Genomic DNA, 12,912 nt, shown 5'->3' on the forward strand with positions numbered 1-12,912 from the left:
TGCCAGTTGGGCGCCAGAGCCATATTGAACCAATGGAGCGCGGGGTGTGCAATGAACTACCACGTACTGTGGCTGCAGACGCAGCAATCGTTTGAGGTGGGCGCGGACGAGTCGGTGCTGGACGCCGCCACGCGCCAGGGTGTGAACCTGCCGCACGACTGCACCTTTGGCGGCTGCGGCACCTGCCGCATGAAGGTGGAAGAGGGCCGTTTTGCCTATGCCGACGGCGAATTGCCGCTGGCCATGGGGGAGGAAGAGCATGCGCAGGGCTACGCACTGGCCTGCCAGGCGCGTGCGCAGTCGGATCTGGTCATCAGCGTGGAAACGGGCCCGGCCTGCTCGCCGCCTACCGCGCTGCGCGCCACGGTGGCCGAGCTGCGCATGCACACGCCCGACATCTACCACCTGGTGCTCGACCTTCCCGAGGGCCATGGTGTGCAGTATGCGGCGGGCCAGTACCTCAACATCTGTCTGGCCGATGGCGAGCACCGCAGCTTTTCGATGGCGACGCCGCCGCAGGGTAACCGCGTTACCCTGCAGATCCGCAAGATTGCGGGCGGCCGCTTTACCGAAGGCGTGCTGGCCAGCGCCCAGCCCGGCGATGTGTTCGATGTGGAGCTGCCGCACGGCACCTTCTGCCACCATGCGAGCGACTACCAGCCCATGGTGTTTGCCGCCACCGGCACCGGTTTTGCGCCGATCAAGGCCATACTGGAGTCGCTGCTGGACGATGAGGACTGCCCGCCGATCCATTTCTACTGGGGCATGCGCTGCGAAGCCGATCTGTACCTGCTGGATGAAATCGAAGCCTGGGCGGGCCGCCTGTATGAGTTCACGTTTGTGCCCGTGCTCTCGCGGGCATCGGACCGCTGGACGGGCCGCCGGGGCTATGTGCAGGACGCGATTGCCGAAGATTTTGGCGACCTGTCCGAGCATTCGATCTACCTGTGCGGATCGCCCCACATGATCGCCGACGCCAAGGCCGTGGTGGCGCTGTCGGGGGCTGCCATGGACAAGATCTACAGCGACAGCTTCATCTTCCAGAACGAAGCGGCCACGGTGGCTGAAATGAACGAGGAGTGAGCATGGATCTGGAGCTGAATGGCAAATCCGCACTGGTATGGGGCGGCAGCAAGGGCATGGGCTACGCTGCGGCGCGCCGCCTTGCGATGGAAGGGGCAGATGTGGTGATCGCCGCGCGCACCGAGGTCACCTTGCAGGGCGCTGCGCAGGCGCTGTCGCAGGATTGCGGCCGCACCGTGCGCTACGTGGTGGCCGACATCACCAGCAACGCCGGGCGTGAAGCCGCGCTGGCCGCCTGCCCGCAACCCGACATTCTGGTGAACAACTCCGATGGCTACCCGCCCGGGGATTTTCGCGAATGGACGCAGGAGACCTGGCACCAGGCGCTGGACATGATGATGGTCGGCCCCATCGACATGATCCGCCGCGTGGTCGATGGCATGCAGGAGCGCCGCTATGGCCGCATCATCAACATCGTCTCGCGCAGCGTGAAGGTGGCGCATGCGGAGCTGGGCCTGTCCAACGGCGCGCGTTCGGGCCTGGTGGGCTTTGTGGCGGGTCTGGCGCGCCAGACGGTGCGCCACAATGTCACCATCAACAACGTGCTGCCCGGTGCATTCGATACCGATGCCCAGGCGCGCCACATCGACAAGCTCGCCAGGCAGACCGGAAAACCAGCGGACGAGGTGCGCAGGAGCCGCGAAGCCGGCAACCCCGCAGGCCGCTTTGGCAGGCCCGACGAGGTGGGCGCGCTGATTGCCTACCTCGCATCTGCCCATACCGGGTACATCACCGGCCAGAGCTGGCTGATCGACGGCGGAGAGTACCCGGGCACGTACTGACGAGGCCGGTGGTCCGCTGGTGGGTCGCCACAAACCCCTCTCAAGTTTGCAGCTGCTTACTTGGTGACAATGGTGATTCGTTATACTTGCAGTACTGCCTTGGGTGACCGAGGCGTTTTGCTTTAGAACGTGTTTACGATCTTATACCGGTGCAGCCGCTGATGGCGGGTCTGCACTTTTTTCTGTGCAAGCCCTGTTGATATGACCGAACCGACCTCCAACACCCCTTCTGATGCCTCCGCACCGGCGCAAGCAGCTCCGGCAGCGCCCGCAGCGGGCGGTGATAAGCGTCACCAGGGCCAGCCCAAGCAGGAGCGCCGCGAGCCGCGCGCCGAGCGCCCCGCAGGCGGCAAGCAACTGCTCAACTCCGCCATGGCCGATGCGCTGCGCGCTGCCACCAAGGGCCATGCCCTCGAAGTGGCCGAAGCGCCTGCAGAGGCCGAAGCTGCCGCGCCCGCCGCTCGCCAGGAGCGTGCCGCAGGCGAGCGCCCTGCGCGCACCGGCCAACGCCCCGAGCAGCCACGCCGCAGCAACAAGCCCGGCAACGGTGCCCGCCGCGATGGCGCAGGCCAGGGCCCCCGTGGCCCACGCCGCGATGCGGCCCCTGCTGCGCCCAAGGCGCCTCCCCGTCCACGCCACCCCGTGGTTGAAAAGCTGGCTGGCATGTACCCGGCGCTTTTTGGCGACCAGCCGCTGCCGCTCAAGCGCGGCATCTTCCAGGACTTGATGGCCGCCCACCCCGACGCGTTCGACAAAAACGAGCTGAAGGTGGCGCTGGGCCTGCACACGCGCTCCACGCGCTACCTGAACGCCGTGGCCATGGGTCAGCCGCGCCACGATCTGCAAGGCAATGTGGTGGAAGCCATGGCGCCCGAGCACGTGTTCCACGCGCTGGTCGAGGCTTTCCGCCGCCGCAAGCCGCGTGACGGTGAAGACCTGCAGGTCAAGCTGCGCCGCCGCATGGGCATGGCCTACATCGCCTCCAACCTGTCGCGCGATGCCTTCCTGGAGCGTGTGCAGGTGAAGGACGAAGCCACCCAGGCTCTGCTTGGCGCTGCCATGCAGGAAGTGGCAGAATTCGATGCCAAGGCCGAGGCGCTGGCCACCGCCCACGCTGCCAGCGGCAAGAGCGTGGCCGAGTTTGCCGACATGTACGGCATGCACCCGGCCGCTGCCGAGCGCCACCTGCAACGCGCTGCCCAGATCAAGGCTATCGCCGCGGCACCTGCTGCAGCACCGGCAGCCCCTGTAGCCGCCGAGGCCGCAGACGACGGCGAAGCCGCTGCCGAGTAAGCAGCACACACAATAGACGGCAAACCGTCTATTGCTCCCAAAATAATAGCTGCTGGTGCTCTACCAATGAGCACCAGCAGCTATTTTCATATCAAAAACATGCTTGATGCAGCGGCCGCCGCTGCGTACACTGGCAGGAACCAGGAGAAGCCTATGTCCCCCACCCCCTCCCGTCGCCGTTGGCTGCGCAAGTTCTGGGGCGCGGTATGCGTGGTTGCTGGCCTCGTCAGCATCGCGGCAGGCCTGGAATCGGTGATTCTGGAATAGAGGCCAGATACAGGGCGCTTTCGCGCCTTGTGCCTTGTGTTTTGTCTCAGCGGGCCGACAGCGCCCGCTCAATCGCCGCCTGCAGCCTGGCGGGCTTGGTCATCGGTGCAAAGCGCTGCACCGTGCGGCCATCGCGCCCCACCAGAAACTTGGTGAAGTTCCACAGAATGCGGCCACCCAGCAACCCCGGCGCCTGGGTCTTGAGCCAGGCAAACAGCGCATCGGTGTGCGGGCCATTCACTTCCACCTTTGCCAGGCTGGGAAAGCTGGTTGCAAAGCGTGCCTCGCAAAACTGCGCAATCTCGGCATTGCTGCCCGGTGCCTGTGCGCCAAACTGGTTGCACGGCACACCCAATACCTGCAGGCCCTGGGCGCCGTATTGCTGCTGCAGCGCCTCCAGCCCTGCCAACTGCGGCGTGAAGCCGCAGGCCGTGGCGGTGTTGACGACCAGCAGGACCTGGTTCTGGTAGCGCGACAGCGGCACCGGCTGCGCGCTGGCGTCATACAGAACAAAATCTTTGACGGTGTGGGTGTTGCTGGTCATGCCTGCATGTTAAGGCAGCTTGGATTCAATGGCTGCAATCAGCGATGCCGACAGCACCAGCGCGCCGCCCAGCAGCAGGCGGCCCGAGAGCACGGTGCCTTCGATCAGCACGTTTGACGCGCTGGCAAACACCACCTCGGACAGCATCACCACCGCCGCCGTCGTGGCCGCCAGGCGCGAAGCGCCGTATTGCAGCGTCCAGTTGCTGAGCATGATGAGCACGGCCACCACCAGCACCATCAGCGGCCAGCCCCATTGCAGCGCGGGCAGCGGCGAAATGCGGCCCAGGTAGAGGCCCAGGAGCGACATCAGCCCGGCCGCGATCACGCCGCCAAAGAACATGGCGAGCATGCGCGCCTCGCCCGGTACTCTGTACTGGCTGCGCAGGACGACATTGGTTCCGGCAAAGGTAAAGCCGCCGGCAATGGCCAGCAGATCGGGCAGCGAGAGGTTGGCCGTCAGGCTCGCCCAGGTGGCGCCGGGCGGAATCATCACGATCAGCACGCCGCTGAAGGCGAGGATGAGGCGCAGGATGGAATACTTGTTGGGCTTTTCGCCCAGAAAGTACCAGGCCAGCAGGACCGACCAGGCGGGCATCAGATAGAACAGCAGCACCACGCGCACCACATCGCCCGTGGTGGCTGCCCAGTTGAACAGCACATTGGTGGTGCCCGAGGTGAAGGCGAGCAGTAGCAGCAAGGGGTGGCGCCGCGCAATGCCCGCCGCATGGGGCTTGAGCAGCAGCAAGCCGCAGAACAGGATGAGATACACCAGCGCCGTGCCCAGCACCGGGTGCACGCCCAGCGCCTGCAATTGGCGGAAGGGCCACCAGATCGTGCCCCAGATCAGGGCGTTGGTCATCAGGGCGAGAAAAGGCAGCGCGGTTTGCATGAAAAACGGTGCTTGCGCCCGTCTGTCAAGCGCTATAAGCTATATATTTTGTAGTAATGAATGGCCCGTAGCCATGGTATGGCTGAGCTTGGCAACGCCTGCGGCCTGTCGCTTGCCGTCTCCCGTCTGCTAGTGGCAGTGGTCGTTGCGGGCAATATCAAGCAGCCGCTCGACCTCTTGTGCGTGCTGCTTGCAATTATGCCGGTGCCACAGGCCGATCAGCCACATGATGCCCGCTACCAGCAGGCCGAAGCAGGTGATGGCGCCATAGGCCGACATGCCCAGCTTGGTGAACAGGCTGTAGACCACGCCCAGCGCCAGGATGCAGGCCTGCTCGTTGAAGTTCTGCACGGCAATCGAACGGCCCGAGCCCATCAGGTTGTGGCCGCGGTGCTGCAGCAGGGCATTCATCGGAACCACCAGGAAGCCACCCAGGCCGCCCAGCACGATGAGGAAGGGCACGGCCAGCCAGATGTTGTGGATGAAGTTCATGCACACCACCAGCAGTCCCATGGCGATGCCCAGCGGGATGACCTTGGTGGCGCCATCGAGTTTCATGCGCATCGATGCCAGCACTGCGCCCACGGCCGTGCCAATGGCGACCACGCCCACCAGCGCCGACGCCTTGGTGGTGCTGTAGCCCAGCGCCACGGCGCTCCAGGCCAGCACGATGTAGCGCAGGTTGCCGGAAACCCCCCAGAACAAGGTGGTGGTGGCGAGCGAGATCTGGCCGAGCTTGTCTCTCCACAGGCGACCATTGCACTGCCAGAAGTCCGGCAGCAGGTCCATGATGTTGGAGGCCATGCTGCGCGATGCATCCTGGCGCAGCGGCACCAGCTCCGTGTTGGTGCGCGGAATGCGGGTGTTGAACCAGGCGGCGATGGCGTACAGAAGGCCGATCACGCAGATGGCCGCTTCCGACGGCGTGTCGATGGGGGTATCGATCAGCGGCAGATCGAACGACAGCAGCCAGCTCGACACCTGTACACCCACCAGTTGCCCGCCCAGCAGCACGCCCAGGATGATGGAGGTGATCGTCAGCCCCTCGATCCAGCCATTGGCGCGCACCAGCTGGCTGGGGGGCAGCAGCTCGGTCAGGATGCCGTACTTGGCAGGGGAGTAGGCGGCCGCTCCCAGGCCCACCACGGCATAGGCCATCAGCGGATGGGAGCCGAACAGCATCAGAAAGCACCCCACCACCTTGATGGCGTTGCTGACGAACATGACCTTGCCCTTGGGATACGCATCAGCAAATGCACCCACAAAAGGCGCCAGCACCACGTAGAACAGGGCAAACATGGGCACCAGGGCGGCGCGCTGCCACTCGGGAGCGCCGGCATTGATCAACAGGTCAACCGCCGCCACGAACAGTGCATTGTCGGCCAGCGAGCTGAAAAACTGCGCCGACATGATGGTGTAGAAACCGCGCTTCATTCGATAGGAGAAAGATAAGGTGGGCTAATGGCGCGAGAAATATATGCAAGCTGCGGGCAAGCAGGCGTGGTTATAGCACGCAGGGTGGCCGGCAAGGTGCCAGAATATCAAGGCGTTTTCACTTAGATCCGCTAACACAACCCTTGTATGTCGTTGCCACATCGGGAGTGCCAGCCTTGTCGCCGGCCTCGCGCCCCGTCCCAACCGCAGATCTGCGATCTGCCCGCTTGTGTCAGCGGACGATTGCTTCGCACCGCTGCAGGGCACCGGTGACAACGCCCCTGAGGTATTCCATTGTCTTGTTGTGAGTCTTCTCCATGCCGCGTCCCATTCTAGCCACCATTCATACTGCTGCTGTGCAACATAACCTGGAGCGCGCCAGGCAGGCCGCACATGACGCAAGATTATGGTGCGTGGTGAAAGCGAACGCTTACGGCCATGGTATTGAAAACGTGTTTGAGGGCATGCGCGCTGCTGACGGCTTCGCGCTTCTGGAGCCTTCGGAGGCTGAACGCATCCGCAATCTGGGCTGGCGCGGGCCGATTCTGCTGCTCGAAGGCGTTTTCGACGCGCGCGATCTGGAACTGTGCTCGCGCCTGAACCTGTGGCACGCCGTGCACTGCGACCAGCAGATCGACTGGCTGGCCGCCCACAAGACGCAGCAGCCGCACCGTGTCTTCCTCAAGATGAACTCGGGCATGAACCGCCTGGGCTTCACGCCCGAGCGCTACCGCTCGGCCTGGGCACGCCTCAATGCGCTGCCCCAGGTGGACGAAATCTCGTTCATGACCCATTTCAGCGATGCCGATTCCGCCAAGGGCATCGGCCCCCAGCTCGCGGTGTTTGAGGAGACCACCCGCGATCTGCCCGGCGAGCGCTCCATCTGCAACAGCGCCGCCATGCTGCGCTATCCCGACATGCCTGCCCAGGCACGCGGCGACTGGGTGCGCGGCGGCATTTTGCTGTACGGCAGCGCGCCGGACTTTCCCGAAAAAACCGTGGATGACTGGGGCCTGCAGCCAACGATGACGCTGTCGGCCAAGGTGATCGGGGTGCAGAACCTCCAGCCGGGTGACACCGTGGGCTATGGCTCGCGCTTTACCGCCGAGCAGCCCATGCGCATCGGCGTTGTCGCCTGCGGCTATGCCGACGGCTATCCGCGCCACTGCGGCACCGGCACGCCGGTGCTGGTGAATGGCCAGCGCTCGCGCCTCGTGGGCCGTGTCAGCATGGACATGATCACGGTGGACCTGACGGGCATTGCCGATGCGGGCTTGGGCAGCGAGGTCACGATGTGGGGCCGGGCGTCGAATGGCACCGTGCTGTCCATCGACGAAGTGGCGCAGGCGGCAGGCACCGTGGGCTACGAGCTGATGTGTGCGGTGGCACCGCGCGTGCCGATGGTGGTCGACAGTCGCTAAGCCCTATCCATCCGAGTCGTAAAGCTGCCTGATGCCCTGTCAATGGGCGCCGGCAGCTATTTTTTCGATAGCTATTGGGTTTTTTGGCTGCATTCGGGTTTTCCCTGGCTGCAGCAGGGTTAGTGCAGAGATGTGCCGTTTAACGTACAGTTTTGTACGGATAAACCATTTGTCGACCTATGAGCACCCGAGAACGCCAACCCCGCAGCGACGCGCTGGCCCACCGCAGCCGGCTGCTGGAAGCGGCCCTGCACGTATTCACCGAGCAGGGCGTGACCGTGGCGCTGGATGTGGTGGCCGAGCGCGCTGGCGTCAGCCGCACCACGCTCTACCGCAATTTTGCGGACCGTACCGCTCTGATCGGGGCGCTGCTGTGGCATATCGTGGACCGCCTGGACGAAAAGTCCCGGCGGCTGCAGGCCAGTGAAGGCGACGGCGCGCTGTTCGAGTTTCTGCGCCTGTGGGCGCGCGAAGCGGTGCTGACCGTGCCGGTGACCGATTACTGGCGCTCGCTGCCGCAGGACAACCCGCTGGTGCAGGATCTGCGCGAACGCCTGCTGGGCGTGCTCGAGCCGCTGCTCTCGCGCGCCGTGCAGGCGGGCCTGTGCCGGGCCGATCTGCAGCCAACCGACCTGCTGCTGATCGTGGGCATGTTCAGCGCCGCGCGGCGCGGCCAGACGCCGCAGGAGCGCCTGGCGCTGAGCGACCGTGCCTGGCTCCTGATCACCGAAGGGCTGCGGCCCGCCACGCAAGAGGCGCGCTAGCCATGCAATACCGTTATGTGGAGCAGCCCCCTGACTGGGAAGAGCACGAGCGTCCTGCGATGCCCGGCTCTCCTGCGCGCCTGCAGCATACGCTGGCGCGGCGTCTGGCCTATGTGGCAGTCGGCCTGTTTGTAGGCCTCGTGGGAGGGTTGGGCAATGGGCTGGTGACTGCCAACCTCACGGCCATTCAGGGCCAGTTGGGGCTCACGCAGGTCGAGGCCGCCTGGCTGCCCGCCGCCTACGTGATGGTGAACGTGACAGCCAATCTGCTGGTCTTCAAATCGCGCCAGCAGCTGGGCCTGCGCGTTTTTGCCGAATGGGGGCTGGGCATCTATGCTGTACTGGCGCTGGCCCACGTGTTTGTCGAGGGCTACACCATGTCGCTGGTGGTGCGGGGTGTGAGCGGCTTTGCCGGTGCCACCACCACGTCGCTCGCCGTGATGTATGTGATGCAGGGCCTGCCGGTGGCGCGCATTCCGGCGGCGCTGATTCTGGCGATGAACATGTCGTCGGTGGCGGTGCCTCTGGCCTGGGTGCTTTCGCCAGCGCTGGCCACCATCAACCCCTGGCCCCACCTCTATGCCTTTGAAGCGGGCCTGGCCCTGCTGGCGTTTGCGGCGGTGGTGCTGCTCAAGCTGCCCAAGGGCATGCAGATCCATGTGTTCGAGCCGCTTGATCTGCTGACCTTCGCCCTGGTGGCGCCCGCCGTGGCCCTGCTGTGCGCGGTGCTGGCCCAGGGCGTGAATGCCTGGTGGCTGAATGCGCCCTGGCTGGCCTATGCCTTGATTGCATCGATCGTGCTGTTCACGCTGGCGGGTATTCTGGAGTACAGCCGGCGCACGCCGTTGATCCAGCTGCGCTGGCTGCTGCATCCTTCCACATTGATGTTCATGGCCGGTGCGCTCTTGATGCGCTTCATGATTTCGGAGCAGAACTACGGCGTTGTCGGCCTGCTGCGGGCCATGGGCCTCACCCCGGATCAACTCCAGCCCCTGTATGGCGTGATTCTGGCGGGCATGCTGGTGGGGGTGGTCGCCGGGGCGCTTACCTTCAGCGCCGACACCATCCTGCCGCAGATTCTGGTGTCCATCCTGCTGATCTGCATTGGCGGCTACCTGGATCTGCACTCCACCAGCCAAAGCCGCCCGCACGATTTCTTCTTCAGCCAGTTCCTGGTGTCCTGCGCTGCTGCACTGTTCATGGGGCCGCTGATGATGATCGGCTTCAAGCATGCCATGAGCCAGGGCGCAGACCACATGATCACCTTCATCGTGCTGTTCTCCGTCACCCAGAGCGTGGGTGGGCTGATGGGCGCTGCCCTGCTGGGCACCATCCAGCAGGCGCGCGCCCAGGTGTATACCCAGGCCATTGCGCGTGAGATGCCTGCCACCGACGCGCAGGTCAACCAGCGCCTGGCCCAAACCCAGGCCAGCTACAGCAAGCTCATCACCGACCCCGTGCAGCGCAATGCCCAAAGCCGTGCGCAGCTGGCCCAGACCGTCAGGCGAGAAGCAGCCGTGCTGGCCTTCAACGACGTATTCCGCGTGATTGGCACCATGGCGCTCAGCTTTCTGGGCTGGGCCCTTTACCGGGCGCTTCGCCTGCGCTTTCTGGCCTGGCTGGGCCGCCGCCGCGCGGCGCGGGCTGCCGCCGAGGCCTCCTTTTGAATCCGTCCGTCCAAAGCAAATAAAACAATGACAAATCCTGTATCTACACCCTCTACCCCATCGGCAGCCCCTGCCGCTCCTGCTCCTGCCGCACCTGTGGCGGCACCTTCCCCCACCGCCAAGCTGATCCGTCCCAGCTTCAAGGCCATCGGCCTGATGCTGCTGGTGGCAGCAGTTGGTATCCTGTTGGTGCTCTGGGCTTGGAAGCTGCCGCCTTTTGCCTCAGCCACCATGCGCACCGACAACGCTTACGTGCGGGGCCAGATCACCGTGCTGGCACCGCAGGTGAGTGGCTATGTGAGTGAAGTGAACGTGGCCGATTTCGGCCATGTGAAGCAGGGCGATGTGCTGCTGCGCATCGACGACCGCATCTACCAGGAGAAGGTGGCACAGGCCCGGGCACAGCTCGACAATGCCCGTGCGCAGCTGGCCAATTCCGACCAGACCCAGGCGCAGAACCGCGCCAACCTGGGCGCGCGCAAGGCCAGCCTGTCTGCGGTCGCGGCAGAGTCGCGCCGCGCCGCCGCCGATCTGCAGCGCGTGGAAGAGCTGGCCGCCAAGGGCTCGGTGTCGCTGCGCGAGCGCGACCAGTCGCGTGCCACTTCGCAGCTGGCCAAGGCCAATGTGGAAAAGGCCGAGGCCGACATCCATATCGGCGAGCAATCCATCAAATCCACCCAGGTGGCGCGTGCCAGCCTGGAGGCGCAGGTCAAGGCCGCCGAAGCCCAGCTGGGCCTGGCCCAGATCGACCTGGACAACACCGTGGTGCGTGCGCCGCGCGATGGACAGGTGAGCGAGTCGTCGGTGCGTACCGGCCAGTACGTGGCGGCGGGCTCGCAGCTGCTGTTCCTGGTGCCCGACAAGCTATGGGTGGTGGCCAATTTCAAGGAAACGCAGACCGCGCACATGCATGTCGGCCAGCGCGCCAGCTTCACGGTCGATGCCTTGGAGGGCAGCAAGTTGAATGGCTACATCGAACAGATTGCACCCGCAACGGGTTCGGAGTTCAGCGTGATCAAGGCCGACAACGCTTCGGGCAACTTCATCAAGATCGTGCAGCGCCTGCCCATCCGCATTGCGATCGACGCCGATCAGGAGCTGGCCGCGCGCCTGCGTCCGGGCATGTCGGTGGAGGTATCCGTCGACACCCGTGCCGCCGAACAGGCTGCAAAGGACAATGCTGCAAGAACAGGAGCGGCAAAGTGATCAGCAGCAAGCGCAGGCTCTTCTTTTCAAGCACCCTCCTAGCTGCAGCCTTGCTCAGCGGCTGCGCGCCTGCACTGCGCCAGGCGCCGCCAGACAGCCGTGCAGACCTGCCCACCCACTGGGTCTACCAGGGCGAAGGCGACCAGGGCACATCCACCCCCATTGCAGCGCAGTGGTGGCAGGCGCTGGGCGATGCCGAGTTGAACCGCCATGTGGAGGCAGCGCTGGCTCGCAACGCCAACCTGCAGGTGGCCGGTACGCGCGTTGCAGGGGCGCGCGCACAGTTGCTGGCGGCCGATGCCGCGCTGCTGCCCAGCCTCAACCTGGGTGCTGGCGCGGGGGTGACGCACACCTTGACGCCCGTGGGCATCACCACCTCGCGCAGCCTGCAGCCGCAACTGCAGGCGAGCTGGGAGCCTGATCTGTGGGGGCGCCTTGCGGACAGGTCCAGCGCCTCCGATCTGCAGTACCGTGCCACCCAGGCCGACCGCGACGCCGTGGCACTGACGGTGGCCGCCACCACGGCGCAGACTTATGTGGACCTGCTGGCGCGCGAAGCCCAATTGGCCCAGACCCGCCAAACCCTGCACACCCGACGCCAGGCCCTGCAGCTGGCGCAGGACCAGGAATCGGTCGGCTACATCTCCAAGCTGCAGGTAACGCAGGCGCAGGCCGAGATGGAATCGGTGCAGCAGCAGATTCCCGCGCTGGAGCTGGCCATTGCGCGCCAGTTCAATGCCTTGCAACTGCTGACTGGCGATGTGCCTGCGCGGCGTGATACGGCGCAGGCCGCTGGCCAAGCGTTTGCTGCACTAGCGGTGCCTGCGGTACCGGCCAGCCTCCCATCCGAGCTGCTGCGCCGCCGGCCTGACCTGGTGCAGGCGGAACTGGCCCTGGCCGCCAGCGATGCCAATCTACGCGCCAGCCGCGCAGCCTACCTGCCACAGGTCAGCCTCAGCGCCAGTGCGGGGCGCCTGTTTGTCAACGCCCTGGGCTACAACCCGATCAATGTCTGGAGCCTGGGCGCCAGTGCGCTCGCCCCATTGTTCGATGGGGGGCGGCTCGACGCGCAGTACGGCACGGCCACCGCCCAGCGCGACCAGGCCGCCTACGCCTACCGGGGCGCGGTTCTGTCAGCCCTTGGCGATGTGGAAAACGCGCTGGTGGGCGTGGAGCGGCTGGATGTGCAATTGCAGACGGCCGAGCGCCGCCGTGCCGTGCTGGCGCAGACCTATGGCTATGCCAAGGACCGCTATGACGCAGGCTACGCGTCGTACCTGGAGCAGATTGATGCCCAGCGCAACCTGTTTCAGGCGGAGATCGAGGTCATCAACCTGCGCCAAAGCCAATTGGACAACCTGATTGCCCTGTACCGCGCACTGGGCGGCGGCTGGTCGGCTGCGCAGGTGTTGCCTGAGGACCCCGGCGCACATTAAACAGCGCTTAAAGCCTGCGTGACTGGTCAGATTCAGCGTTGCGCCAAATCCTCAGCATTGCAAGCAATCTGTGATCGGAAGACTGCTTGAAGGTCAGGTACTCTGCTGTCGTTCCATAATGCGC

General features: G+C 65.0%; 11 protein-coding genes. 8 read left to right on the forward strand and 3 right to left on the reverse strand.

Features of this window, described 5'->3' with window-relative positions:
• Positions 1–51: 51 nt before the first annotated feature.
• The 3 genes from ACH2DG_RS12150 (at position 52) to ACH2DG_RS12160 (ending at position 3,158) form a co-directional block, all read left to right on the forward strand.
• Positions 52–1,083 (forward strand): 2Fe-2S iron-sulfur cluster-binding protein, encoded by a 1,032-nt coding sequence (locus ACH2DG_RS12150; protein ID WP_395026398.1) that lies wholly within the window; start codon positions 52–54, stop codon positions 1,081–1,083.
• A 2-nt stretch (positions 1,084–1,085) separates the two neighbouring features.
• Positions 1,086–1,865: an SDR family oxidoreductase gene (locus tag ACH2DG_RS12155; protein ID WP_395026400.1), complete on the forward strand. Its 780-nt coding sequence runs from the start codon at positions 1,086–1,088 to the stop codon at positions 1,863–1,865.
• A gap of 201 nt (positions 1,866–2,066) precedes the next feature.
• Positions 2,067–3,158: a ProQ/FINO family protein gene (locus ACH2DG_RS12160; protein ID WP_395026401.1), complete on the forward strand. Its 1,092-nt coding sequence runs from the start codon at positions 2,067–2,069 to the stop codon at positions 3,156–3,158.
• Positions 3,159–3,471: 313 nt separating this feature from the next.
• Here the strand turns inward: ACH2DG_RS12160 and ACH2DG_RS12165 are convergent, their stop codons facing one another.
• The 3 genes from ACH2DG_RS12165 to lplT form a co-directional block, all read right to left on the reverse strand.
• Positions 3,472–3,969 carry a glutathione peroxidase gene (locus ACH2DG_RS12165; protein WP_395026403.1) on the reverse strand — a complete coding sequence of 166 codons (498 nt, stop codon included), beginning with the start codon at positions 3,967–3,969 and terminating at the stop codon, positions 3,472–3,474.
• A gap of 9 nt (positions 3,970–3,978) precedes the next feature.
• Positions 3,979–4,860: a DMT family transporter gene (locus ACH2DG_RS12170; RefSeq protein WP_395026405.1), complete on the reverse strand. Its 882-nt coding sequence runs from the start codon at positions 4,858–4,860 to the stop codon at positions 3,979–3,981.
• 129 nt (positions 4,861–4,989) lie between these two features.
• Positions 4,990–6,294, reverse strand: a complete 1,305-nt coding sequence (gene lplT, locus ACH2DG_RS12175) for a lysophospholipid transporter LplT (RefSeq protein WP_395026406.1) — start codon at positions 6,292–6,294, stop codon at positions 4,990–4,992.
• 317 nt (positions 6,295–6,611) lie between these two features.
• On the opposite strand from lplT, the gene alr reads away from it, so the two are divergent.
• The 5 genes from alr to ACH2DG_RS12200 all read left to right on the forward strand — a co-directional run bounded on the left by alr (position 6,612) and on the right by ACH2DG_RS12200 (position 12,788).
• A complete protein-coding gene (gene alr / locus ACH2DG_RS12180) occupies positions 6,612–7,715 on the forward strand; it encodes an alanine racemase (RefSeq protein WP_395026408.1) in 1,104 nt (367 codons plus the stop codon).
• A gap of 179 nt (positions 7,716–7,894) precedes the next feature.
• Positions 7,895–8,479 (forward strand): TetR/AcrR family transcriptional regulator, encoded by a 585-nt coding sequence (locus ACH2DG_RS12185; protein ID WP_395026409.1) that lies wholly within the window; start codon positions 7,895–7,897, stop codon positions 8,477–8,479.
• Between the two features lie 2 nt (positions 8,480–8,481).
• The gene (locus ACH2DG_RS12190) at positions 8,482–10,146 is read left to right on the forward strand and encodes an MFS transporter (protein ID WP_395026410.1); all 1,665 of its coding nucleotides are present in this window, start codon (positions 8,482–8,484) and stop codon (positions 10,144–10,146) included.
• Between the two features lie 27 nt (positions 10,147–10,173).
• Positions 10,174–11,352, forward strand: coding sequence for an HlyD family secretion protein (locus tag ACH2DG_RS12195; protein ID WP_395026412.1), 1,179 nt, complete (start codon positions 10,174–10,176; stop codon positions 11,350–11,352).
• Positions 11,349–12,788 (forward strand): efflux transporter outer membrane subunit, encoded by a 1,440-nt coding sequence (locus ACH2DG_RS12200; protein ID WP_395026413.1) that lies wholly within the window; start codon positions 11,349–11,351, stop codon positions 12,786–12,788. The genes ACH2DG_RS12195 and ACH2DG_RS12200 overlap by 4 nt, the downstream gene beginning before the upstream one ends.
• The last annotated feature ends 124 nt before the right edge of the window (positions 12,789–12,912 follow it).

The organism is Comamonas odontotermitis (assembly GCF_040396735.1).
GTDB classification, from domain to species: Bacteria; Pseudomonadota; Gammaproteobacteria; order Burkholderiales; family Burkholderiaceae_C; genus Comamonas; species Comamonas odontotermitis_C.

Excerpts from the sequence above, each read along its gene's own strand:
- alr (WP_395026408.1), top strand. The coding sequence starts at position 6,612 with ATGCCGCGTCCCATTCTAGCCACCATTCATACTGCTGCTGTGCAACAT.
- ACH2DG_RS12170 (WP_395026405.1), bottom strand. The coding sequence starts at position 4,860 with ATGCAAACCGCGCTGCCTTTTCTCGCCCTGATGACCAACGCCCTGATC.
- ACH2DG_RS12155 (WP_395026400.1), top strand. The coding sequence starts at position 1,086 with ATGGATCTGGAGCTGAATGGCAAATCCGCACTGGTATGGGGCGGCAGC.
- lplT (WP_395026406.1), bottom strand. The coding sequence starts at position 6,294 with ATGAAGCGCGGTTTCTACACCATCATGTCGGCGCAGTTTTTCAGCTCG.
- ACH2DG_RS12185 (WP_395026409.1), top strand. The coding sequence starts at position 7,895 with ATGAGCACCCGAGAACGCCAACCCCGCAGCGACGCGCTGGCCCACCGC.
- ACH2DG_RS12195 (WP_395026412.1), top strand. The coding sequence starts at position 10,174 with ATGACAAATCCTGTATCTACACCCTCTACCCCATCGGCAGCCCCTGCC.
- ACH2DG_RS12190 (WP_395026410.1), top strand. The coding sequence starts at position 8,482 with ATGCAATACCGTTATGTGGAGCAGCCCCCTGACTGGGAAGAGCACGAG.
- ACH2DG_RS12165 (WP_395026403.1), bottom strand. The coding sequence starts at position 3,969 with ATGACCAGCAACACCCACACCGTCAAAGATTTTGTTCTGTATGACGCC.
- ACH2DG_RS12160 (WP_395026401.1), top strand. The coding sequence starts at position 2,067 with ATGACCGAACCGACCTCCAACACCCCTTCTGATGCCTCCGCACCGGCG.
- ACH2DG_RS12150 (WP_395026398.1), top strand. The coding sequence starts at position 52 with ATGAACTACCACGTACTGTGGCTGCAGACGCAGCAATCGTTTGAGGTG.